The following is a 24,246-nucleotide window of genomic DNA, read 5'->3' as shown; positions in this document are numbered from 1 at the left end:
TTACTCTTGTTCTTCATTAATTGGAACTGATACATCATCTTTAAAATATTTCTCTGATAGCTCAGTAAGTGTTCCGTCTTCGCGTAGTTCATCTAACGCTTGGTTTACTTCTTCTCTAAGCTCTGTGTCATCTTTGGAGAATGGGAAACCAACCTCTTCATACACAATAGGATCACCTACAAGCTTAAGTGGAAGGTCATTTAATTCCAATTGTGCAAGTAGTACACTGCGTCCATTTACGTACGCATCAACACGGCCTAAGGCAACGTCATTTAATGTACCTTCTTGGGTTTCATATGTGCGAATATTAATCTCGCCATCTGGATCTTTACTTTCTAGATTTTTGGCATGGTTTGAACCAAGAACAGCAGCGACTTCTTTACCCGCCAGATCATCTAGACCTTTTATTTCGTTGTTATCTTCTGCAACAACAATTTGAGTCCAAGCATAGGAATATGTGTCTGAGAAGTCATAGAGTTCTTTTCTTTCTTCAGTAACGGCAACTTGGTTGGCCACTGTATCAAGTTTTCCTGCTTGTAGTTGCCCCATAACTCCACTAAATTCCATAAGTGTCCAATCGACATCATAGCCGATCTTATCGGCAACATGCTCAATGACCTCTACATCAAATCCTTGTAACGTATCTCCCTCTTTATAAGCAAATGGATAGCTTTGTCCTGTTGCCCCAACCTTCAAAACCTTATCTTCTGATCCACCTTCAGTAGATGAATCTCCATTTCCGCAAGCTGATAAAGCGATTATAGCTGTCAGACCAAGTGCAAGTGTAATTGAATGTGTACGTTTCATTGTTCTCCTCCTGTGTTCTCTTAGGTGTTTGATTTGTTTATAAGATGAGGCAATATTGTTTTTTTAAGATAAATGGTAAGGTGCCCCTTGCCAAGATCAGCGCTCCCAGAACGTACATATCCACGCCGTTCATACATCTCAATAAGCCATGGATGATTGTCGGCGGTCCCGAGAGAAAGGTATGGAGTCTTTAACTGATCCTTTACTACTGCTGTCTCAAGCCAATGTAAGAAGGCACTTCCATCCCCTTTTTGAGAAGTTGCTGGGTCAGTTGCAAACCACCAAAGATGTGGCACACCAAATGGTCCAGGTTGTTGACCCCATGGCATACGCAGACTTGCCGTTGCGATGATGACATCATCACGTAGCATGACGTAGCATGCGTTATTTAGAACATTTTTCTTCACAAGGTCGAGGTCTGCTGTTGCAGCGGCAAAATGAATGCCTAACTCTCGAATAGGTGCATAAGCACGCAATGTTAGTTCAAGTAGCGCCTCAGCATCTTCTAACATAGCTAGTCTAAAGGAGATTCGATTATTCATTTTCAGGTCCCGTTGCATAGCGATTCACTGGTTCATGTAGACCAAGATGTCCACGTAAAGTCGATGTTGTATATTCACTTCGATAGAGTCCGCGCTCTTGTAAAATCGGAACGACCTGATCTACAAATAGTTCCAGTCCCTCAGGTAACAATGGAGGCATGATATTAAATCCATCACACGCATCACGTGTAAACCATTCTTCTAATTTGTCAGCTAGTTGCACTGGAGTACCTACAAAGATGTGATGTCCACGCGACCCAAGCGACATATTGATATAGCTGTCGAATGCTTAACTGATCACGTTTCGCTAAATCAATGACAAGCTGTGCGCGACTTTTGACAGCATTAGATTGCTCTACATCAATGTCGGGAAGTGGTCCATCTAGTGGGTAACCTGTAAGGTCAAAGCCTCCAAGTGCGGTTGAAAGAATGCTCAAACCTACTTCTGGCTGAATGAGATCCTGAAGTTCCTTATATTTAGTTTCTGCTTCTTCTTCGGTTAAACCAATGACCGGGAAAATTCCTGGTAGAACATGAACTTGATCAGCATCACGCCCGTTTAATTCAACCTGTTTTTTAATATCTGTATAGAATGCTTGAGCAGCGTCTACATTATTTTGTGCAGTGAAGATCACCTCAGCATATTTAGAGGCAAGCGCCATTCCATCCTTTGATGATCCAGCTTGAACGATGACTGGTTGGCCTTGTGGTGTTCGTTCCACATTAAGTGGGCCTTTCACTTTGAAGTAGTCACCCGTATGATGCAGTTCATGGTATTTGGTAGAGTCAAAAAATACCCCTGCTTCTTGATTGCGGATGAACGAATCTTCTTCCCATGAATCCCACAAACCTTGAACAACCCCTACAAATTCATCAGCTCGCTTATATCTGAGATGATGTTCTAAATGGTCAGTGCCACTGAAATTCTTTGCTGTGTCTGCAATGGAAGAAGTTACGACATTCCAACCTGCTCTGCCATCAGAAAGATGATCTAATGAAGCAAATTGACGGGCAATATGAAATGGCTCGCTATAAGTAGTTGAAGCTGTAGCAACCAAACCGATCTTTTCAGTTGCCTGAGCCAAAGCGCCGAGTATCGTAAAAGGTTCAAAACGTGTCATAACATTTGGATGTGATTTAGGATTAATAGACAAGCTGTCTGCTAAAAACAGAAGATCAAATTTACCGCGTTCTGCTGTTTTAGCTAGCTCTTGAAAATAGTTTAGATTCATCGAACCGTTTTTTATAGCACGAGGGTGTCTCCATGAAGCAACATGATGGCCTGTTCCTGCTAGAAATACGCCTAATTTCATCTGTTTTTTCTTGTTGTTATACATGATGATTTACCTCATTTCAGAAAAAGATCTATCATTAAACTGATTATGTTTAGTAGTTTTATCGGAATAATGAAATCATAAGCCTCAGGTTCTATTCTGTCAAATAGATTGGACAACCAAAAAAAACCATTAGAAATCGAGTCTTACATTGAAAGCGAAAGAAAGAGAACAATTTTCACTTTAAAAGCAAGCGTGATAACGATATACTAGAATTAGTTGGAAAAGTGGAAATTTGAATGAATTTTGCATCATTAGAAAGGGTGGCATGAGAATGAGAGATCTTGCAGTAGTGAAGGAACAGCGTAATGAGTTACGTGGTGAACTTGTAAATTGTATTAAGAAGGTTAAAGAAATGCAGGTTGACGAGAAAACATTTAGAGAGCTATCTCAATATGATCAACAAGTATACATTTATCTTGATCGTACAGTTCAACGTCTTCGTACACAAATTAACGCACTTGAATTTGTATTAAATGAGGACACTGAGATTGCAGATGCATTTGCTGATCGTGCAGCTGAGAAACATAAGATTAATAAAGAAACGCTTTTTAATGCACCTGAAAAAGAAAGTAATGATGAGAACGGCTACAAACTAGACTTAAGTAGCATGAATTAAAGAGGTGGAGCCCTATGCACTATAGGGTTCCTTTTTAAATTTGGAGGGAAACAAATGAGGTTAAAAACCAAAATAGCCATTGTGACAGGAGCAAGTCAAGGTATTGGCGAGGGCATTACGCGAACCTTTGCTAGAGAAGGCGCGAGTGTAGTTGTTGCGGATGTGAATACAGAACTGGGAACCAATCTAGTGAACGAACTAAAAGAAAATGGTGTAGCTGCATACTTTGTTGAGGCAGATGTTAGTAAGGAAGATCAAGTTAAACAGTTAATAAATAAAACAGTTGATGTATTTGGTGGGGTGGATATCCTCATTAATAATGCAGCCATGACGGTACGTAAATCAGTTGAAGATACCACGTTTGAAGAGTGGCAGCAGATTTTAGGTGTGAATCTAACCGGAGCTTTTTTATGTTCGAAATATGCAATTGCTGAGATGAAAAAGCGTGGGGGAGGTGCGATTGTTAACATTGCGTCTTGGCATGCGGAAAAAACAATCACACGTCTTGCAGCATACGCTGCATCGAAGGGTGGTTTAACTGCACTGACAAGACAGATGTCGCTTGACTTAGGGCCACATAATATTCGTGTAAATGCGGTATGTCCAAGTACAGTAGATACGCCGTTATTAGAGAAAACCTTCGCAAGTCTTGATGATCCAGAAGAAGCTTTTAATCAAACCCTTAAATTCCAGCCGTTTGGCCGAATTGGTACGGTTGATGACATTGCGAATGCATGCTTGTTTATGGTTTCTGATGAAGCAACATACGTCAGTGGCCAAACGTTGATGGTAGACGGGGCCGCGATTAATAAAATTGCTCGTCCTTTGATGTTTGATTAAAAAAAGCTGTCCTTCTCCACGAAATGTGAGAGAGGACAGCTTTTTTATATGAATTAGAATGAAGCAGCAGCTTTTGTTACTTCAACTAATCCGTCAGCAATAATTTCCTGAGAACGCTCAGGGTATTGATTGTGACCTTCAATAATTAGTTCAGTTGGCTCAAGAATACCCCAAAGAGCAAGGTTTCTGTTTACAAAACGTACAGCCATTTCACCGTCTACCATGAAATCAAGAGCGTAGTCAGAACCACGTGCAGCAAGTACGGCTACTTTTTTATCACCAGCAAGTCCAACTGGACCTTCTGCTGTATATTTAAATGTACGTCCAGCTTGTGCAAGGTACGAAATGTACGTTACAAGTGGTGCTGGAACCGTTCCATTCCATAAAGGTGTAGCGAAAACAATTTTATCAGCGTCGAAGAACTGACCAAGGTATTGCTCAGTAAGATCAATGTACGTTTGATCCTCTGAAGTTAATTCCATTCCTTGGCTCTTTTTGTAGTTAGCAGTGATCGCTTCGTTACCATAGTAAGGAAGGTCCGCTTTGAAAAGATCCAATTCTGTAACAGTGTCGCTAGGATTAGCTTCTTTATAAGATGCAAGGAATGCATCATACATCATAACGCTTACTGCTTGATCAGCAGGGCGGTCATTTGCTTTGATAAATAAAACTTTAGACATTAGTCATTTCCTCCAAAAGTTAATATTGATATACAGATTACTCAGTATTTCGTTAGTATACATTAGTGATATGTATGATAGTAGTACGCACTTTAAAGTAATATAGTTTCCTAAAGGATACTAATGAATGGTAAGCCACTTTCTGAATGTATAGATTGTGCTAAATAGCAAAAACTATCCTTAATACATTAGGAAAAGAGGGCTATTGATGTCAAAAAAAGATCATAAACCAGATAACCAATTTAAAGAAAATACAAACCATGGTGAACACCGTAATGGCAGACTCAGCCAAATAAAGAATCATAATTCAACCAAACACGAAGAGCCAAACGAGTTTAGAAATGATAAGTCATAATACTACTTTTCCTCAGGAGAAAGTAGTATTATTTCGTGTATAGAAATAAATAACGAATGTGAAAAGGGGATAGGAAGATGGATTTTCATAACAAAGTTGTACTCATTACTGGTGCTGCTGGGGAATTGGAATTGCCGCAGCAAAGAAATTTGCCCTAGAAGGAGCAAAGCTTGCATTGGTGGATTTAAAATTAGATGTCTTGAAAAAAGCGGCTGAAGGTATTGACGCAACTGATCTTCTTTTACTTGATGGAAATGTAGGAAAAGAAGAGGATGTTGAAGCGTTTGTTTCTAAAACAAAAGAAAAATACGGTCGAATTGATGTATTTGTTAACAATGCTGGTATCAACGGTGAGTTTAAAAATCTTGTAGATCAAACAACTGAGAATTTTGAAATGGTTATGAACGTTAACCTAAAAGGTGTATTTTATGGTTTGAAACACGTTATGCGTGTAATGAATGAACAAAAGAGCGGTGCAATTGTGAATACAGCTTCTAATGGTGGACTATTAGGTGCTCCAGGTATGGGACTATACGTAGCTTCAAAACATGGTGTGATAGGTTTAACAAAAACAGCAGCACTTGAAGGAGCACCAAACAATATAAGAGTAAATGCAGTTGCTCCATCAGGTGTGGACACACAAATGATGAGATCAATTGAATCAAACGCAGAATCAACTGGTGCAAAAGATCCAAGAAAGCAATTTGAAGCTAGTGTTCCGTTAAATCGATATGCGACCTCAGAAGAAATCGCAAATCTTATGGCATTCCTAGCCTCAGATGATGCTGCCTTTATTTCCGGAACGTACTACCGAATTGATGGTGGACAAGGAGCTACTTCCGTTTAATTTAAAAGCTTAAAAAAGAGTTACGCATCCAGGGTTCAAAACAGGTGCGTAACTCTTTTTATCGTGTGTTAAAAAAGAATCAAGAAAAACTTCTCAAAAAATTGTGTATCGTTTCGCCATCCTGATATAATAATGAGGCATCACCTTTTTAATCGTGGTCAGGAGGTTGTTTATTGTTTAATCAAGTTTTAGTCAAACGAATTTTGACTTTGATTGCTATTCTTGCAATCACTGTTTTTGTATATTTTAACTTTTCGCTGTTTTCACCGATTTTGTTCGCCTTACTGACTGCTATGATTTTTGAGCCTTTTGTGAAAATGCTCAAGAAACATCTTAAAACAGAGAAGAGAATTCTTCCTGTAACCATTGTGTTTTTGCTTTTTGTTACAGTTGGTGGTTATCTACTATACTTAACCTTTACTAGGGTCATTCGAGTTATCTATGATTTGTCACTGCAGCTGCCACAATATGCTCGAGAAGTTCAAATCTTTATTGATAACTTTATTGTTAGCTTTAACCAGACCATTGCTGAAATTCCACAGGGAAATCAAATCGTGCGTGAAATAGAAAGACAATCAGAGGGTTTATTTGATCGGGCTGTAGGCATTACTTCCGATATTCTCTCAGGTATAACTTCTATTTTAACGGCTATTCCTAATATGCTATTTGTATTACTTGTGTATTTGATTACATTGTTCTTATTCAGTTTGGATCTTCCAAGGCTGCTTAACCTGTTTTTTAATTTATTTAAAATGGAAACAGCCAGCAAGCTTAGATTTGTGTTTCAACGTATGAGCAAGGTGTTTCTAGGATATTGGAAAGCTCAATTCATTTTGAGCGTAGGGGTTTTTATTGTTACTTATATCAGTTTGTTATTTGTCTCGCCAAAGTATGCATTGATTATGTCTGTCCTAATTTGGCTTGTGGACATTATTCCACTGTATGTAGGACCAAGCCTTAATTCTTGTACCTTGGGGAATCCTAGCTATGGTGTTGGGCGGTACAAATACAGGACTTCAATTAATGATTTTGGCAGCTGTTTTACTTATTGTTAGACGAATTATTGAACCTAAAGTACTCGGAGACTCCATTGGCCTAGCTGCATTGCCAACTGTTTTATCGATGTATTTTGGTTATGTGTTCTTTGGTGTTATGGGATTAATCCTTGGGCCATTTGTATATATTGCTATTCGATCTGCAAAGGAAGCAGGATTATTTGAATTAAATATGACTGGCGATTTATCGAACCAACCTTTAAAGAAATAATACAAAAAACCCTCCATGATGAAATGGAGGGTTTTTTGGTTAACTCTTATAAAAGGAGTGGAGCCACGTAGAGGCCATGAGGATATCTCCTTTAGAATTCATATGAACTCCATCAGTTGTTAATGGAACCTTTGAACCTGCTTCAAGGTAGTTTTGAAAAGCCTGATGGGTAGGAACGAGTATGGCCTGATACTTTGAAGCAAGTTTATTTGTTGCTTCAATATAAGGCTTCAACGTCAGGTTCTCTTTAGAATCTGTCTGTTCCTGAATAATCGTTGGTTCCATTAGAATGATTCCGGCATCAGTCCGGTCAACCACCTGTTTAAGAAGACGGTCGTAGACTTCTTCGAAAAGCTCGGGGTGCACCTGTTCCATTTCTGGTTGGTCGAATTGTCTCCAAACATCATTAATACCAATCGAAATTGAGACCCAATCTGGTTCAAGTTCAATGACATCCTGCTGCCATCTTGCTTCAAGATCGGTCACTCGATTACCACCAATGCCTTTATTTAAGACAGTAAGGTTTAACTCAGGATGTTTAACGGTGAGAAAATCATGAATGATGGCTGCGTAGCCAATCCCGATTTCTTGTGGGTCCTCAAATCGACCATTTTCAGTAATGCTATCTCCTATTAGAATGAGTGTATCGTTTTTATTTAACATGTATATTCCTCCAATTAATGACTAGTAATTTGATATTTTTGTCCAAGCTGTAGTTGGAAAGGACAGAATACTTTCTTTTGAGTTAAAAGTCGTTTCCACTTGTTCTCCTTCTGAATGTACGAGCACTTGATGTGTAGAGAATAATTTTATGGGCTGACCTTTTTCAGATAATATGGAAGCATGAACTAACTTTTCTTCGACCCATTCTATATCAATAATAAATCCGCCGCGAGCTCTAACCCCTTTTAGTCTTCCTTTATTCCATTGTTTTGGCAGAGTAGGTAAAAATTCAAGATAATCGTTATGAGACTGGACTAACATCTCAACAACTCCGGCAGTGTAGCCGAAATTACCATCAATCTGAAAGGGAGGATGGGCATCAAATAAATTGTTGTACACGCCACCTTTTTGTGCAAATCCAGATTGATCCTCAGCTAGCTCGAGTAAGTTTTCAATTAGTTGATGAGCTTGTTCTCCATCTCCAAATCGAGCCCATAAACAGATTTTCCATGCTAAACTCCAGCCAGTGCCCTCGTTACTTCGTATAATAAGTGCTTTTTTGGCTGCATCTAAGAATGGTTCAGCACTTTTTTGAGTAAGATGACTGCCAGGATAGACACCATATAGATGTGAAACGTGCCTGTGCTTTTCTTCATGATCCAGAAAATCCTCTGACCACTCTTGTAGTCGATTACGCTCACCGATTTGATAGGGGATCAGCTTCTCTAATGCCTTCTCTAGATTTAAACTGAAAGCTTGGTCCGTATCTAAAATGGTTGCTGCCTCTAACACATTTACAAACAACTCCCTTATTAACGCCATATCCATCGTTGAGGCTTCACTTACACCACATGGTTTACCGTTTATCATAAAGCAGTGCTCAGGAGAAGTAGATGGCGATGTAATGAGATAGCCATCTTGATTTAGGATAAGCCAATCAAGGCAAAATTCAGCAGCTCCTTTCATGATAGGATAGGCGAATTCACTTAGATATTGTTCATCTAAGTGGAACAGGTAATGCTCCCAAACATGTTGAGACAGCCAAGCGCTAGCCATTGGCCATATGGTCCATATTGTTTCACCATGATTTTTGTTTCCTGCTTGGAAGAGAGTGTCTCCAAATGTCAGAATTATGATGAGCCGTCCAACCATCACATCCATAATGAATGGAAGCAGTTTGTTTGCCAGTCTCGCTCAGTTCTTGAATGAAGCCTAAAAAAGGTGTATGGCATTCTGAAAGCTTGGCAAACTTCAACCGGCCAGTAGTTCATTTGTGCATTAATATTTAATGTATAATTACTGCTCCACGGTGGGCGAAGCTCATCATTCCATATCCCTTGTAGATTAGCGGGTTGTGAACCAGGCCTTGAACTCGCAATCATCAAGTAGCGTCCATAGTGAAATAATAGCTCAACTAACCCTTGATCCCGTGCACCATATTTACTAATTCTTTGATCTGTAGGTAGGTTGTTTTTTGATGCGCTTGAATCCAGCTCAAAGTCTACTCTTTGAAAAAGTGGTTGGTAATCTTCCAGGTGAGAACGAAGAAGATCATGATACGGTTTGGCGACAGCTTGTTGAAGAATAGTCGATACCTCAGCCCGATAATCCTTACCCTCTGTTTTTGGCAAGCGATCATAGCCATTAAAGCTTGTAGCAGCTGCAAAACGAATGATAACTTCTGTTGCATCTGTAATGATCAAAGAATCCTTGGAAACGTTGATCTCGCCATCAATATGTTGAAGATCTAATATAGCTTCAAAACGAATGGCCTCCGATTCAAGATCGTTTTTATATATAATTGGATCTGGTGTGTTGTAATAAGAAGGATCTACGTGATCTGGACAACGTCCTATTAAATGAATTTGCTGACCACTCGCTTGACTAATGGTTTGTAATTGGCTTGATATACGAACAGAAAATGATAAGGCTTGAGGCTGATTAGAAGATAGTTTCAGCACAATCGCACGATCTGGAAAGGAGGAAAATAGTTCTCTCTTATATGTAACACCTCGAGATTCATAGCTTGTATTCAAAACGGCTCTTGTTAAATCGAGATTTCTTTGATAGTTGGAATAAGAGTCCTCATGATCAAATGCAAGATGGATGTCACAGAAAGGCAGATACGATTGAGTATACGCCCCCATTAATTTCTTGGCAGCTTCATCAGCCTCGATGTACTTTTTTTCTTTTAACAGCTTACGAACATGTGGAAGGTGTTCGTAAGCTTCGGGGTTAGACTGATCCCGAGGTGAACCGGACCAAAGTGTATCCTGATTGCATTGAAGTCGTTCATTGTGAACACCTCCAAATACCATGGCTCCAAGACTTCCATTTCCGATGGGTAGTGCGTCTGTCCAAAGTTCAGCAGGTTTTTCGTATTGAAGCTTCACTGATACACATCCTTCATAATTTTAATTGTAAGCGTATACATAAATTAATTAATAAGATCATATCACAACTCTGCATAAGTGTATGACTCTTTGAAATAAAAAATGGCGATATTTATGTGATAAAGTTAAAATGCGTGAAGACTTTTGTAAGTGTGTTGGTTTTTGATAGATATTTAACATTTATTATATATATCTACATAATGTAAGCGCTTATAATTAGAATATGAAAGCACTTACAAATTGAGCGGGGGTTGGTTACTTTTGAATAGAAAATGGGGAATGATCACAGGTGTAACCGTATTAAGTTTAGTTGTTGCTGGCTGTACTCCTGGTGGACCAACTGGGGGAAATCAAGACTCAGGAGATGGACAGACTGTCATACGTGTGTCTTGGTGGGGATCAGATGAGCGTCATAATATGACGACAGAGGCCATCGCATTATTTGAAGAGAAAAATCCTGATATTCGTGTTGAACCTGAGTACACTGGGTTTGATAGTTACTGGGAGAGGTTAACAACACAAGCTGCTGGTAGCAATCTACCAGACGTTATTCAAATGGATACATCTAAGCTTGAACAGTATATTTCAAGTGAACTAGTGCTAGATCTAAATGAACTAATTGAGAACGGTACGATTAATATGGATGATGTAGAAGATGTGTATCAGGAAATGAACATTAAGGATGGTAGTACGTACGCGATAGCTTCGGGAGCGAATGCCTTTTCTACACTATATAATGAAGCATTATTTGAGAAATATGATATAAATCTAGAGCCTGGATATACCTATGACGACCTTTATGAGGCGATGGATACAGTATCCAAGGGTGAAGGAGATGGGGCATGGGGCTTTGACTTTGTAAAAGCTGAGTATGAAGCATTCACCCATTATGCACGCCAGTTTGAACAACATCTCTATGGAGAAGATGGGCAACTAGGTTTTGAGGATCAGACGCTCGTAGACTTCTTAACGTTAGAGAAAAACATGATTGATAATGGAGTTTCCACTCCACACGATGTAACAGTGGAGATCAACGACAGCGGTGAGTCGATGATTGCAAACAGAGAAGCAGCAATGGCGGTTGGTGCGAGTAACGGTGTAATTGGAATTCAGCCAATGTCTGAGGACCCAATTGGTGTGAATGTACTTCCTGTAGCTGAAGGAGCTACAGCTCCAGGAGATTGGATCCGTCCAAGTATGTCATTTAGCATCTCAGCTGCAACAGACAAACAAGAAGCAGCAGGTAAATTTATTGATTTTATGACCAATGATATTGAAGGTAATGAGATCTTAATGGCAGAACGTGGTGTTCCGATTTCATCAGAGGTTCGTAATCATTTATTAGATCAGGTTGATGAAAGTGTAGCCAAAACATTTGAGTTCTTAGAGATTGTAGGAGAACGCGCGGGTGAATCAGAACCTTTACCACCACCAGGAGAGGCTGAAGTGAGAGCTTCATTTAATCGTATGTTAGAAGCAGTTAAGTACGGAGATATGACTCCTGAAGAAGGTGCGGAGACTTTCCGCTCTGAAGCTGAGCAAATTCTCGACTAACATTGGCTTCACATACACGAGTATGGGTAGAGGTCAGGCCAATTTTGGACTGACCTTTTCTCTTTTCTTTTTACCTGTCTAAAAATGTCTAATAAATAGAGGTGGGAAATGGAGACAGTCAAATCAACAGCTCAAAAGCTTACGCTTGATGAAAAGAAAAGAATTAGAAAGAAAAGCTGGAAAGAAAGTTTAACTGCTTATCTTGTGATATCTCCTTGGCTAATTGGTTTCTTTGGCTTAGTTATAGGACCCATGATCTATTCATTTTATTTATCCTTCACAAATTACAATATGCTAACAGCGCCTGTTTGGACTGGTATTAGTAACTATGTAAAGCTGTTTACAAATGATCCGAGGTTTATTCAATCCCTGAAGGCAACCTTTACATTTGTCATTATCGCCGTACCTTTAAAGCTTGCCTTTTCCTTATTTCTTGCGATGATTTTTAATGCTGGTAAAAAGGGCTCTGGACTCTTTACAACCATTTATTATGTTCCATCTATAATCGGAGGAAGTGTTGCGATTGCGGTGGTATGGAGACAGTTATTTGGTCGGAACGGGGCAGTTAATTCGATGCTAGACTCCTTAGGGTTAAGTACGATCAGTTTTTTTGGAGACCCCAATGCATCGATGTCTATTCTAGTTTTACTTGTTGTTTGGCAATTTGGAGCGCCGATGATTATCTTTTTAGCTGGCTTAAGACAGATCCCAAAAGACTTGTATGAAGCGGCTAGTGTTGATGGTGCAAATCGAGTCAGACAATTTTTCAAAATAACCTTACCGATGCTTACACCGATCATCTTTTTTAACCTTATCATGGAAATGATAGGAGGATTCATGACATTTACACAGGCTTTCCTAGTCACTGGAGGAGGCCCAAGAGACGCAACATTGTTTTATGCTGTGTATTTGTACGAAGTTGCTTTTGAGTTCTTAAATATGGGTTACGCATCAGCAATGGCTTGGGTGCTTCTTGTCATAATCGGAGTGTTCACACTGATTATCTTCAAAACATCTAGTCTATGGGTACACTATGATTCGGATGGAGGGAACTAATGATGAACAAACCAACCAAATTATCTAACTCTATCTATTATATATTTGTCATCGGTTTTAGTTTTCTTATGTTGTACCCAATTCTGTGGATGTTTGGAAGCTCGCTTAAACCAGAGACGGAGATTTTTGCAAACGCAATCTCTTTAATTCCAATAGAGGTGGATTGGCTTAATTATCCTGAGGGATGGGCAGGATTTGGAGGAATAGGTTTTGATGTTTATTTTAGAAACTCATTATTTGTAACGGGTAGTGTTGTTGTAGGAGCCATACTATCATCTAGTATTGTAGCGTATGGATTTGCGAGATTACGCTTTAGATTCAAAAAAATACTATTTGCCTGCCTAATCTCAACAGTGATGTTACCAATGCAGATCACCCTCATTCCGCAATACATCTTGTTCCAGCAGTTTAATTGGGTAAATACATTTTATCCTCTAATTGTGCCTGCTTTTCTTGGTGGAACACCGTTTTTTATCTTTCTGTTGATCCAGTTTATTAGAGGTATTCCTAAAGAATTAGATGAGGCAGCGATTATTGATGGTTGCTCAACTTTCGGCGTGTTTTGGCGTATCATTCTACCGTTGCTTAAGCCAGCGCTTGTAACAGTTGCGATCTTTGCTTTTATGTGGTCATGGGATGATTTTCTTTCTCCTCTTATCTATTTGAATAGCTCTGAAATTCATACGATTTCATTAGGGTTAAGAAACTTTATGGATGCAGAAGCTGGTACGTCATGGGGACCATTGCTTGCTATGTCGTCATTGTCCTTATTACCACAGCTGATTCTATTCATGTTTTTCCAACGATATTTAGTAGAAGGTATTGCAACAACTGGTCTTAAATAATAAGCCGCAGAAGAAAAAGGAGGGCCTAATGAATATTCAGAAACTTGGAGAAGGCGTCATGTACTATTGTGAAATTCTAATGAGACTCGCTGTGATTAATCTGATGTGGATCGGGTTTACGGTTGCTTGGACTAGGACTATTTGGTTGGGCTCCAGCTTCAGCTGCTGCTTATTCTGTCATGAAAAAGTCCTTTTTAGGGGCAGGACTGACTGGGACCCGTACAGCTTCTCTATTTAAGGAGTTTAAAGCTAGTTATAAAAAAGAGTTTGTACATGCTAATCTCTTTGGTTGGACCATCGCATTGGGTTTACTTTCACTAGTCATTAGTGGTCGTGCAATGATATTAATGGAGGCCGGTATACTGCCACGAATGCTTCTGTTAACGATTGTCTTTCTATTTGTATCTATTTCACTATTAGCATTTCCATTAAAAGCTTATATGGATCTGCCTTCTCTTCAAGCAGTTAGATATGCACTTCTTCTTGGTGTAGCCAATTTGCATTATGTTTTACTGTTATGCATCTTGCTAAGCTTGATTACGTATCTATACTTTTTATTCCCTGGTTTACTACTCTTTTATGGGGTCAGTTTACCTGCTGCGCTTATCATGCAGTTTGCTTTACGTATTTTCACAAAGGCGGGTCTTGCCGCTAGTTATCAAACAGTATAAATAATGTACCTATAGGGAAGGCTCATGCCTTCCCTTATTTCCAATATGAGAGTAATTTGATAAGATATAGTTGAAAGCGGTAACATGACGAGATAGTTTGGAGAAGAGACTATGGACGTGTTTAAAAAATATAAAATTAGACAGATCTTTTTTAGTAGTTTTTTTACATTTGTCTTGTTGCTACTTTTAACGATTATTGTTGTGACCTATCAACTAACAACAAGGGAAAATACTCAAACAATTATTAAGCATCAAGAAGAGAAGTTAAATATATTAAGCAGTGAATTAAGTAGTGAGTTAGGTAGCTTTCAAGAAACTTCAATCGGTATGTCGAGACAGAAGGCTTTTCAAGACCTTATTACTCAGGCAAAGGAAGCAGAAATGAATGAGTTACCTGCGTCCTCTCGTCAACGAACATTAGTGGATCTGGATTTTTCAAATATTGTTTATAGTGTTCCAGGGTTGCAATCTGTATCTGTATACATGGACAATCCCCCTGTTAATTCGCAGCATCCTGTTCAATATCATGAAATAGAAGAGTTTCGTTCTTCAAATTGGGCTATGAAGCTTGCTGATGTAACTGGAGGCTGGTTAGGAGAGAGGGAAGTAAGCTTATTGTTTAACACGGACGAGGTCATTAGTTATGGGAGAAATGTGTATTCAACAAGGGGAGACCTTGAAGCTGTATTAATTCTAAATATACACACCCAATTCATTCGAGACTGGCTTCATCAAAAAGGAGAAGGATCTAGCTTATTCATTTTAGATGGCGATGCCTCTTTTCTCTCAAACCACAATGTAGATGACGTCTCAACTGAATTAAGCTCTTTTTTGCAGCAATCGGCACAGAGATTACAGGAACAAAGAGGTGTATCGGAACAGGCAACGATTACCAATGGGGATCTAGTTGTCTCTAGTGCTGTGCCATCCTCTGATTGGACAATTATAGAAGTAACGCCAAAGGAAGTAATAACAGCAGGAAGTAAGTCAATTTCAATCTGGCTTTCATGTATAGGGATCCTGTCAATTTTACTATTAACAGCTGTGACATTATTCTTAACAAAAAAATTCACTGAACCTATTATTCAATTAAAAAATGTCATGCAGAAGTATCCGCACACTAGAGTAACTGAAGAATTACCAACGGACTATCAGAACGAGATTGGTCTTCTATATAATGGATATAGAGAGCTTGTAAAAAGGAGCGATTCATTACATGCCTCTGTTATTGAACAAACAAAAAGACAGAGGATTGCTGAGATCAAAGCACTACAAGCGAATATTAACCCACACTTTCTCTACAACACACTTGATCAATTAAACTGGAGAGCAATAGAACGTGGCGATGATGATATGAGCAAAATGCTCGAGCTGTTAGGCAATATGCTTCGAATTGGATTATCAAAAGGAGATAATATCATTTCTGTATCGCGCGAGTTAGAATACTTAGTTAACTATGTAGAGCTTCAAAAGATTAACAGTGACAATCGGTTAACCTATGAAATAACGAGTGAAGGAGATATGAATAACTATTTTATCCCGAAGTTGACACTTCAGCCATTTGTTGAAAATGCAGTCATCCATGGTTTTTCGGGAATGAATACTTGCTCCATTCACATCATCATTACTGAACAAGATCAAACTCTTACGATTGAAATTATTGATAACGGCAGCGGGTTTCCTGAGCAAGACCTAGAACACCCTAAATTTGAGACAGGTGGTTATGGTATTAAAAATGTTAGAGAGCGACTTGATGTCTATTTTGGAACGGAAGCAAGTGTCCAACTAACTGAGAACCAATTTGGTGGTGTGACCGTTCAATTAGTAATTCCAAAAGTGAATGCCGAATACTTTCATTTGCAAGACCAGGATGAGTAAAGGAGGCGGTTGGATGTGGAAGGTCGTTATTATTGATGACGATGAACGAGTGCTAAGAGGATTAAAGATGATTATCCCTTGGGACCGTTTAGAGTGCAAATGGGTAGGACAGGCAAACAATGGACAAGAGGGATTACAGCTTATCTATGATACAAGTCCGGACTTGGTGATCACAGACATCTACATGCCTATTAAAAACGGTTTGGATATGGTTGAAGAACTTCGAGATTCGGGATTTAATGGACACGTCATTATTCTAAGTGGTTATAGTGATTTTGAATACGCTAGAAAAGCAATGCGTCTTAAGATAAACGACTACCTTTCAAAACCAGCTTCAAGAGCCACAATAGAAGAAGTATTAATGAGGACAATTTCGCAACTAGAAGAAAAATATATAGAAGAGATGAAGCTCTCTGAACTAAGAAATAAGGTTATGCTTTATGAACCACTTATAGAGAAGGAATGGATCAAATCTGTCATCACTGACTCAACAGTTACAAAAAGCACTCCTGAGGTTGCCAAAAAACTGACTGAGCAATGGGAACAATTAGATCATGCAAGTGTATTAATTACCTACGTTGAACAAAAGGATCGCTCACAGCTTTTGAATAGAGATTGGTATCTTTTTCGATTTGTATTAGGTAATGTCATAAAAGAAACGGCATCAACGATCTTTAAACATTTCCACTATACGGAGTTTCATTCCAATCAGGCTGCATTACTCATTCATCTTGATCGAGAGAATCATAGTGATCAATTATCCAAGTTGCAGAAGCTAAAAGAAGTGCTAGATGAAAGGTTAAATACGCATCTAGGAATTAAACCTCTAATTACGGTAGGTACGATTGTGAGTAATTGGACACAGATTCACTTATCGACTAATGATGCGCTTAAACTAGTACCTATTCAGCAAGGGAAAGTTTCCATCACTGAGTCAAGTAAAACAGCACTATCTGAAGATCTAATTACAAGTAATAAGAAATTATCTGAAGCGATTCGATATGCAGACGAAGACAGTGCATGTGCTGTTATTAATTCCATATACGAGACGTTAAAAGAGGATCCTTTTCACAAAGAAACAGCGATTCGCTTAGGAATTGAATTGTGGACATTAAAAACGCATTCTCTTTATGACATAGGCATTCGAATAGAAGATCTGTTCCCAAGTGGGTATGATATTTACAAGGAATTATCTGATCAACATTCATGGGAAGAGTTTGCAGAGCTTTTTAAGAATAATGTAATTAATATCTGTCATAGTCAAAAATGGGATGAAAACCTCAAGCATCGTCAGCTTGTTGAACAAATTATAGATTTTGTACAGGAACAAATGGATCAAAATATTACGCTGCAGGATTTGGCAGAGCAACTATATATCTCAAGAAACTATTTAGGAAGAATCTTCAAGAAAGTTGTTGGAGAATCGTTTAAAGATTATCTACTGCGTGTTCGTATGGAAAAGGCAAAATCGATGATACAGGAAGGAACGTATCTCGTTTATGAGATATCAGAGAATGTAGGATATGGAAACCCAGCATATTTTTCAAGCGCATTTAAAAAATATACTGGATATACCCCTACAGACTTGATCCAAAAAAAATCAAAAGCACAGTGAGAAAAAGACCGCAACATCTAGCTGCGGTCTTAACTATGCTTATTGAATGGTCACATCATGTAAGACCAAAACTCCTGTTGGGCTTTGCCAGAATCCATTCACGTTACTTCTTAGTCCAACTAAAAATTCTTCATGAATTAATGGTTGAATAATACTGTCTTCAGCTACGATGGTTTGCACTTCGTTATACAATGCAAGACGCTCGTCTTCATCTTCGCTCACTCTTGCTTGCTCAAGGAGCTCATCCAGATCTTCTTCAGATGTAAAGGTCCTGTTCCCTTGTGACCCTTGGTTATCTGAGTGGAAAAGTGGATATAAGCCCATATCGGCATCTCCATTAACCGTAGACCAGCTTAAAATAAATAATTCTTGTTCTCCTTGTGAGGTCAGATCAAGAAAAGAACCCCATTCATTTGTTTCAATGGAAACATCTACACCAATTTCTCCAAGTGCAGATTGAATGTATTCCGCAATATCCTGACGTTCACGCTGATCACTTGTATTTAATGTGATTTCAAGTCCATCTTCATAACCTGCTTCAGCCAGCAGTTCTTTTGCCTGCTCTACATCGTATTCATTGCTTACAATGGAATCGTCATGTCCAAATACCTTTGGTGCAAGTGGAGAGGTAGCTTCAATACCTACACCATTAAAGATCCCTTCAACAATGTCCGTACGATTTATCGCTAATGATAAAGCTTTGCGTACAAGTGGGTCATTCAAAATCTCATTCTGTTTATTAAATCCGAGATAAAGCATGCCTACACTTTCGGTTTGATTTACTTCTAGTCCATCTGTGCTCTCAAATCTGTTCAAGTCACTTGAGCTCATATTATTAGCGATATGACTAGCTTCTGTTTCAAGATTCGCGATACGTGTATTACCCTCAGGAATGACTTGGAATGTAACAGAGTCAACTTGAGCAGGTTCGCCCCAATAGTCTTCATTTTTAAGCAGCTTAATGGACTGACCCGTATTCCATGAATAAAATGTAAAATAACTAGTACCAACAGGATGTTCATTTAGATAGCTGCCTGCTTGGGCACCGTCTTCCATTGCTTGATAGTCCTCTTCAATCGCTGCAGGGCTCATCATAGCCGCGCCGTAGTGAGCTAGATTCGCAGCAAGTGGTGCGAAAGGATAATCTGTATGTAGGCGAATGGTATATGGATCAACCACTTCTACTTCGTTAATCATTTCAAATAAGAATGCTCTTGGTGAGCTAACCTCTGGATCAAGCACACGATCTAGATTAGCTTTTACAGCTTCTCCATCAAACTCGGTTCCATCGTGGAAAGTGACACCTTCTCGTAAATTAAATTCCCACTCCGTATCACTAATTTGTTTCCAATCTTCAGCCAATCCTGGTTCCAACTCCAAGTCTTCGTTCTGTGTGACTAGTGTTTCGAAAATGTTCGAGGTGACATTACTTGATGCCGTGTCGTTTGAACCATGTACATCCAATGAAACCACGTCTGACTGCATATCTACAACAAGGTCTCCACCGGCAGTGCCTTCTGATTCTGTCTCATCCGAACCGATATCATCGCTTGCGCAGCCTACCATTAACGCAGCACTGATCGAGACGACTAAGACACCTAATCCAAATTTCTTTCTCTGTTTCATGTCTCTTCACTCCTCTTTCTCTCTATAAGATAAATCCCATCTACTATACATTGAAATAGTATGTAAAACAATAAAAACCCCTACTAAAGTGCTCGGCTTTAGTAGGGGAATGGCTTACGCTTGGTTTTTCCAATCTGAAACATCTTCTTCAAGAGGTATATTCTGCCCTCTTGCTTTTACAGCTGCCTTAAAGAACAAGGCAGTAATGAGAAGTGTAACAACGGCTCCAATTAAATACGATGTACTCATGGACAGTCCTAAACCAATCGGTGCATTTAGTATATAGGTTGCACACGCCATCGTCATAAAGATACCAGGAATAACCGCAATCCAATAATTTCGTTTAGCAATAAACAAATACATACTACCGACCCATAAGGCAATGACGGCAGTTGACTGATTCGCCCAAGAGAAGTATCTCCATAATAGAGTGAAGTCAACAGTTGTCAAAAATACTGATACAACAAACAAAGGAACACCTAAAATAGCTAATGTACCAAATACGGAACCAAGCAGAAGCGTCGTTTGGAACGAATATTTTTTCTACTACTTTACCGTAAGTGAAATACCCTACTAATAGCAGAACAATACCGCCTAAAAAAAGCAGATCGCGATAATCTGCTGCCGTGTGCTTGATTGATTTGATGTAATAAGGTGACGAAAGAATCCAAAGCGAGTCAGGATAAATGCAATCATGACAATGATGCCCAGACGTTCTAACATCGTAATTAACAATTCAAACATATCGTGTGCCTCGCTTTTTCTAAACAGTTTAAAAAGCCTAGAACGAAGTATATCATAATTAAAAAGATGAACACGTTTTCGTTATAAAAAGGGTAGTTCCGTGTGCTATAGTTTGAGGAAGTAGAGGTGATCATGATGAAGGAAAAAATCCTTGAACAACTAACCCCTTTAACCGATGAGGAGAGAGATATTCTCTCTGACAATAAAGTCTCACAGAATCGATATACATCACAATCTCAATTTACCACTGTAGAGAGCAAAAAATTCCTAACAAATAATGAGACGATTATGGTACGTAAACATACGCGGTTTGTTCATTTCCCCAAGCATAAGCATGATTACATTGAGATGAGTTATGTGCTCCAGGGTTCATTCACTCAAACAATCGCAGGGAAGAAGCTTGAACTAAAAGAAGGAGAGCTGATGTTCCTTAATCAGCATATTGAACACGAGATTAATCCTTGTAATAAGGAAGATATTATTATCAACTTCATTATTCAGCCTAGCTTTTTTGAGTACATTTTTTCATTTTTAAATATTCGCGGGCCGATCTATCGATTTCTAATGGACAGCCTCTATACCTATTCCTATCAAGGACAGTATCTTACCTTTAAAACAGCGGATAACCATACGTTACAAAATCTCATTCTGACAATAATACATGAGATCCTTAATCCAGTTGATGTTTCAGAAGCTCGGGTAAAGCTCCAGGTTGGACTGTTACTTGTTGAATTATCGCAGAACGAGCATCAGATTGAGGGGGCAGAGACATTAACGTTACATAGTAGCTGGATACAAGAAACATTAGCCTACATTAATCAATCATATAGTACGGCAACCCTAGTAGAAATTGCAGATAAGTTAAACCAGCATGATTATGTTCTAAGCCGTGCAATTAAGCAGATGACAAATCAAACTTTTAAAGAGCTTCTCCAGGAAAAACGGTTATCTATAGCTTGTGAGTTAATGGCAAAAACAGACCTACCTATTGTCATGATTGTAAATCAAGTCGGCTATGATAATGTGAGCTATTTCTACCGTATTTTTCAGAAGAGATATGGGATGACCCCCAAAATATATCGTGAATCACTTTAAGACCTCTGATGAATGGAGGTCTTTTTTATATGCAAATAAGGACATATGATTTGATGAATACGGACCTAGTGATGTCTGAAGTCATTTTATATACTGAACAAAAGAAAGCGATTTCAAAAAGAGAGGTGAGATAGTGACATCTAATCATATTGCAGTAGATATTGGAGCCTCAGGTGGACGGGTTCTCGTCGGCAGTCTTCAGGATCAGAAGCTCGATCTGCAGGAGATTCATCGGTTTTCGAATGCGATGATAAACAAATCTGGACAGTTATGCTGGATATTGATTACTTATTTGATGAGATCAAAAAAGGGATTCATACATGCCGAGACAGAGGAATCGTGCCCTCTACGATTGGAATAGATACGTGGGCGGTAGATTTTGTTTTGTTAGATGAGCAAGATCAGTTGTTAACACCAGCTGTTGCCTACCGAGATACGCGAACAGACGGCGTGATGGATGAAGTGACCCAGAAGATTATTAAGGAGAAGATTTACTCCTATACTGGAATTCAATTTCAACCATTTAATACGATCTACCAGCTTGCAGCTCTAAAAAAATCGCAGCCGGACGTACTTGAGAAGGCACAATCCTTTTTAATGATTCCAGACTACTTTCATTACCTTCTTACAGGGAAAAAGGTTAATGAATATACGAATGCAACATCCACACAGTTAATGAATGCATTCACAAAAGAGTGGGACCCAGTGCTGCTTGAGGGTATTGGTGTCCGTGCAGATCTATTTGAAGAGATTGTTTCCCCAGGGACGCGCATAGGTGGCCTCAGGCAGGAGCTTGTCAATGAATTCGGATTTGATATCGACGTTGTAGTACCAAGCCACACATGATACAGCCTCTGCAGTGGCTGCAGTACCTGCATCTAAAGAAACCATTTATCTAAGCTCTGGAACGTGGTCGTTGCTTGGCGTGGAGAACAAAGAGCCTATTTGTGGTGAAAAAGCGTTGGCTTACAACTTCACAAACGAGGGTGGTGTCGACTATAGATTCCGTTTCTTGAAAAATATCATGGGCTTTTGGATGATCCAAGAAGTGAAGCGACTATATGGGGATATCTACTCCTTTGATGACCTTGTACAAGCAAGTAAAAAGGTAGAGAATCCAGCCATAATTGATGTCGATCAACACCGGTTTTTGAACCCCGTTAACATGATTGAAGAAATTCAAGCTGCATGCATTGAAACCAATCAGCCCGTACCAGCTAAATCAGGTGAGGTGGCGGCATGTGTGTTTCACAGCTTAACACGAAGCTATCAAACGGCAATTGATCAGATAGAAGAGATTGTAGGGCAGCCATTTGATCAGGTTAATATCATTGGCGGTGGTGCGCAAAATGAGTATGTGAATCAACTATTAGCTAATCAAACTAGAAAACAGGTTGTGGCAGGTCCAATAGAAGCCACAGCTATCGGTAATATCATTGTCCAAATGATTGCGAGCAAAGAGATACATGATTTAGCAGAAGCACGAGAGCTTGTTGCAGTATCATTTTCGTTAAACCAATATACCCCACAAAAAGGAGAGATCCATTATGGCTAACACGACATTTACAGACGCAAAAACCCATTATGAACGCTTTGGTGTTGATGTAGAAGAAGCGTTTAAGAAGTTAGCGAGTGTACCGATTTCTGTTCACTGCTGGCAGGGTGATGATATCTCAGGATTTGAAGTCGCCAAGCGTGAGCTGTCAGGAGGCATAGATGTAACCGGAAATTACTTAGGAAAAGCACGAAATGGAGATGAGCTCCGTGCAGATTTGGATCAAGCACTATCTCTTATTCCTGGAAAACATCGAGTGAATTTGCACGCCATCTACGCGGAAACGGATGGAGAGGATGTAGACCGTGATGCCATTGAACCTAAGCATTTTGAAAAGTGGGTAGCTTGGGCAAAAGAACGAGGAATTGGACTTGATTTTAATCCGACTGTCTTTGCTCATCCGTTGGCAGAGGACGGCTTAACGCTTAGTCACCCGGATCCAGAGATTCGAGAGTTCTGGATTAATCATTGTAAGGCAAGCCGGAAAATAGCTGCTTATTTTGGTGAGCAACTGGGTACACCAACTCTTGTGAATATCTGGGTGCCGGATGGCTACAAGGACACACCTAGTGATCGATTAACACCACGGAAAAGATTAAAAGATTCATTGGATGAGATTTTCTCTGAAACCTATGACGAAAGCTTAGTTCTAGATGCGGTAGAAAGTAAATTGTTCGGGATTGGTTCAGAGGCGTATGTCGTTGGATCTCATGAGTTCTATCTGAGCTATGCGCAACAGAATCAGAAGCTCTGTTTGCTTGACTCAGGGCATTTTCATCCAACAGAAATGATTTCTAACAAACTATCATCCCTGCTCTTATTTAATGAACGTGTTGCACTGCATGTATCGCGTCCTGTGAGATGGGATAGTGATCACGTTGTTACATTTGATGATGAGTTGAAGGAGATTGCGCACGAAATCGTTCGCTCAGACGCGCTTGAACGAGTAAACATTGGACTCGATTTCTTTGATGCAAGCATAAACCGTGTCGCTGCCTGGACAATCGGGACACGTAATACAGTAAAAGCCTTGCTATATGCATTGCTTGAGCCAAGTGAGCATTTAAAAACGCTTCAAGAGCAAGGTAATTTTACAGAGAGATTGGCATTGCTAGAGGAATTCAAAACGTATCCATTTGGAGCGATTTGGGATGAATACTGCCAAAGACAACAGGTGCCGGTTAAGGAAAGCTTGTTAAAAAATATCCAGCAGTATGAAGAAACGGTTCAATCTAAGCGAGTGTAGTGCAAAACGAAGAGA

The 24,246-nt window shown here is 39.3% G+C and carries 25 protein-coding genes and 2 pseudogenes; 16 read left to right on the top strand and 11 right to left on the bottom strand.

Annotation, left to right across the window (positions count from 1 at the left end):
- The 3 genes and pseudogenes from NDM98_RS12215 to NDM98_RS12205 form a co-directional block, all read right to left on the bottom strand.
- The gene (locus NDM98_RS12215) at positions 1-807 is read right to left on the bottom strand and encodes an amino acid ABC transporter substrate-binding protein (protein WP_251607965.1); all 807 of its coding nucleotides are present in this window, start codon (positions 805-807) and stop codon (positions 1-3) included.
- A gap of 20 nt (positions 808-827) precedes the next feature.
- Complete coding sequence (locus tag NDM98_RS12210) at positions 828-1,349, bottom strand: GNAT family N-acetyltransferase (protein WP_251607964.1); 522 nt, start codon at positions 1,347-1,349, stop codon at positions 828-830.
- A pseudogene (locus tag NDM98_RS12205) lies at positions 1,342-2,686 on the bottom strand (LLM class flavin-dependent oxidoreductase). Before NDM98_RS12205 ends, NDM98_RS12210 begins: the two are co-directional and overlap by 8 nt.
- A 271-nt stretch (positions 2,687-2,957) precedes the next feature.
- Here NDM98_RS12205 and NDM98_RS12200 point away from each other — a divergent pair.
- A complete protein-coding gene (locus tag NDM98_RS12200) occupies positions 2,958-3,302 on the top strand; it encodes a hypothetical protein (protein WP_251607962.1) in 345 nt (114 codons plus the stop codon).
- Between the two features lie 54 nt (positions 3,303-3,356).
- Positions 3,357-4,142 carry an SDR family NAD(P)-dependent oxidoreductase gene (locus NDM98_RS12195; RefSeq protein WP_251607960.1) on the top strand — a complete coding sequence of 262 codons (786 nt, stop codon included), beginning with the start codon at positions 3,357-3,359 and terminating at the stop codon, positions 4,140-4,142.
- Positions 4,143-4,195: 53 nt separating this feature from the next.
- On the opposite strand, the gene NDM98_RS12190 is transcribed toward NDM98_RS12195, so the two are convergent.
- Positions 4,196-4,822 (bottom strand): FMN-dependent NADH-azoreductase, encoded by a 627-nt coding sequence (locus NDM98_RS12190; RefSeq protein ID WP_251607958.1) that lies wholly within the window; start codon positions 4,820-4,822, stop codon positions 4,196-4,198.
- A gap of 208 nt (positions 4,823-5,030) precedes the next feature.
- Between NDM98_RS12190 and NDM98_RS12185 the strand changes: the two genes are divergently transcribed.
- The 4 genes from NDM98_RS12185 (at position 5,031) to NDM98_RS12170 (ending at position 7,290) form a co-directional block, all read left to right on the top strand.
- Positions 5,031-5,177 carry a hypothetical protein gene (locus NDM98_RS12185; RefSeq protein WP_251607956.1) on the top strand — a complete coding sequence of 49 codons (147 nt, stop codon included), beginning with the start codon at positions 5,031-5,033 and terminating at the stop codon, positions 5,175-5,177.
- A gap of 178 nt (positions 5,178-5,355) precedes the next feature.
- Complete coding sequence (locus NDM98_RS12180) at positions 5,356-6,024, top strand: SDR family NAD(P)-dependent oxidoreductase (protein ID WP_308807741.1); 669 nt, start codon at positions 5,356-5,358, stop codon at positions 6,022-6,024.
- A gap of 173 nt (positions 6,025-6,197) precedes the next feature.
- A complete protein-coding gene (ytvI, locus tag NDM98_RS12175; RefSeq protein ID WP_251607954.1) occupies positions 6,198-7,079 on the top strand; it encodes a sporulation integral membrane protein YtvI in 882 nt (293 codons plus the stop codon).
- Positions 7,012-7,290 (top strand): AI-2E family transporter, encoded by a 279-nt coding sequence (locus NDM98_RS12170; RefSeq protein ID WP_251607951.1) that lies wholly within the window; start codon positions 7,012-7,014, stop codon positions 7,288-7,290. The genes ytvI and NDM98_RS12170 overlap by 68 nt, the downstream gene beginning before the upstream one ends.
- 39 nt (positions 7,291-7,329) lie before the next feature.
- Here the strand turns inward: NDM98_RS12170 and NDM98_RS12165 are convergent, their stop codons facing one another.
- From NDM98_RS12165 to NDM98_RS12155, 4 genes are read right to left on the bottom strand one after another with little or no spacing between them, the layout of a single operon-like run.
- Positions 7,330-7,953: an SGNH/GDSL hydrolase family protein gene (locus NDM98_RS12165; RefSeq protein WP_251607949.1), complete on the bottom strand. Its 624-nt coding sequence runs from the start codon at positions 7,951-7,953 to the stop codon at positions 7,330-7,332.
- Between the two features lie 21 nt (positions 7,954-7,974).
- Positions 7,975-9,009, bottom strand: coding sequence for a glycosyl hydrolase family 95 catalytic domain-containing protein (locus NDM98_RS12160; protein WP_373370378.1), 1,035 nt, complete (start codon positions 9,007-9,009; stop codon positions 7,975-7,977).
- Between the two features lie 22 nt (positions 9,010-9,031).
- Positions 9,032-9,151, bottom strand: a complete 120-nt coding sequence (locus tag NDM98_RS24675; RefSeq protein WP_373370408.1) for a glycosyl hydrolase family 95 catalytic domain-containing protein — start codon at positions 9,149-9,151, stop codon at positions 9,032-9,034.
- Complete coding sequence (locus NDM98_RS12155; protein WP_251607944.1) at positions 9,105-10,346, bottom strand: glycoside hydrolase family 95 protein; 1,242 nt, start codon at positions 10,344-10,346, stop codon at positions 9,105-9,107. The genes NDM98_RS24675 and NDM98_RS12155 overlap by 47 nt, the downstream gene beginning before the upstream one ends.
- A gap of 261 nt (positions 10,347-10,607) precedes the next feature.
- Here NDM98_RS12155 and NDM98_RS12150 point away from each other — a divergent pair, with 261 nt between their 5' ends.
- From NDM98_RS12150 to NDM98_RS12125, 6 genes are all read left to right on the top strand, one after another.
- Entirely contained in the window at positions 10,608-11,900 is a 1,293-nt protein-coding gene (locus tag NDM98_RS12150) for an ABC transporter substrate-binding protein (RefSeq protein ID WP_251607941.1), read from the top strand.
- A gap of 108 nt (positions 11,901-12,008) precedes the next feature.
- Positions 12,009-12,956 (top strand): carbohydrate ABC transporter permease, encoded by a 948-nt coding sequence (locus NDM98_RS12145; RefSeq protein ID WP_251607938.1) that lies wholly within the window; start codon positions 12,009-12,011, stop codon positions 12,954-12,956.
- Between the two features lie 2 nt (positions 12,957-12,958).
- Positions 12,959-13,801: a carbohydrate ABC transporter permease gene (locus tag NDM98_RS12140; protein ID WP_373370407.1), complete on the top strand. Its 843-nt coding sequence runs from the start codon at positions 12,959-12,961 to the stop codon at positions 13,799-13,801.
- Between the two features lie 122 nt (positions 13,802-13,923).
- Positions 13,924-14,472 (top strand): DUF624 domain-containing protein, encoded by a 549-nt coding sequence (locus NDM98_RS12135; RefSeq protein WP_251607932.1) that lies wholly within the window; start codon positions 13,924-13,926, stop codon positions 14,470-14,472.
- Between the two features lie 111 nt (positions 14,473-14,583).
- Complete coding sequence (locus NDM98_RS12130) at positions 14,584-16,350, top strand: sensor histidine kinase (RefSeq protein ID WP_251607929.1); 1,767 nt, start codon at positions 14,584-14,586, stop codon at positions 16,348-16,350.
- 13 nt (positions 16,351-16,363) lie between these two features.
- Positions 16,364-17,965 carry a response regulator transcription factor gene (locus NDM98_RS12125; RefSeq protein WP_251607926.1) on the top strand — a complete coding sequence of 534 codons (1,602 nt, stop codon included), beginning with the start codon at positions 16,364-16,366 and terminating at the stop codon, positions 17,963-17,965.
- Positions 17,966-18,004: 39 nt separating this feature from the next.
- On the opposite strand, the gene NDM98_RS12120 is transcribed toward NDM98_RS12125, so the two are convergent.
- The 3 genes and pseudogenes from NDM98_RS12120 to NDM98_RS12110 form a co-directional block, all read right to left on the bottom strand.
- Complete coding sequence (locus tag NDM98_RS12120; RefSeq protein WP_251607923.1) at positions 18,005-19,591, bottom strand: glutathione ABC transporter substrate-binding protein; 1,587 nt, start codon at positions 19,589-19,591, stop codon at positions 18,005-18,007.
- A gap of 114 nt (positions 19,592-19,705) precedes the next feature.
- Positions 19,706-20,110 (bottom strand): annotated as a pseudogene (locus tag NDM98_RS12115) (carbon starvation CstA family protein); the annotation flags it as partial.
- 75 nt (positions 20,111-20,185) lie between these two features.
- Positions 20,186-20,335, bottom strand: coding sequence for a hypothetical protein (locus tag NDM98_RS12110; protein ID WP_251607921.1), 150 nt, complete (start codon positions 20,333-20,335; stop codon positions 20,186-20,188).
- Between the two features lie 132 nt (positions 20,336-20,467).
- Here NDM98_RS12110 and NDM98_RS12105 point away from each other — a divergent pair, with 132 nt between their 5' ends.
- The 4 genes from NDM98_RS12105 (at position 20,468) to rhaA (ending at position 24,231) form a co-directional block, all read left to right on the top strand.
- Positions 20,468-21,430 carry an AraC family transcriptional regulator gene (locus NDM98_RS12105; protein ID WP_251607918.1) on the top strand — a complete coding sequence of 321 codons (963 nt, stop codon included), beginning with the start codon at positions 20,468-20,470 and terminating at the stop codon, positions 21,428-21,430.
- A gap of 270 nt (positions 21,431-21,700) precedes the next feature.
- The gene (locus tag NDM98_RS24060) at positions 21,701-22,276 is read left to right on the top strand and encodes an FGGY family carbohydrate kinase (RefSeq protein WP_307728798.1); all 576 of its coding nucleotides are present in this window, start codon (positions 21,701-21,703) and stop codon (positions 22,274-22,276) included.
- 13 nt (positions 22,277-22,289) lie between these two features.
- Positions 22,290-22,985, top strand: coding sequence for an FGGY-family carbohydrate kinase (locus NDM98_RS24055; protein WP_308807718.1), 696 nt, complete (start codon positions 22,290-22,292; stop codon positions 22,983-22,985).
- Complete coding sequence (gene rhaA / locus NDM98_RS12095; protein ID WP_251607916.1) at positions 22,978-24,231, top strand: L-rhamnose isomerase; 1,254 nt, start codon at positions 22,978-22,980, stop codon at positions 24,229-24,231. The genes NDM98_RS24055 and rhaA overlap by 8 nt, the downstream gene beginning before the upstream one ends.
- Positions 24,232-24,246: the final 15 nt, after the last annotated feature.

Source organism: Alkalicoccobacillus plakortidis (genome assembly GCF_023703085.1).
GTDB lineage: Bacteria > Bacillota > Bacilli > Bacillales > Bacillaceae_D > Alkalicoccobacillus > Alkalicoccobacillus plakortidis.
This window is presented reverse-complemented; position numbering and strand designations above follow the sequence as displayed.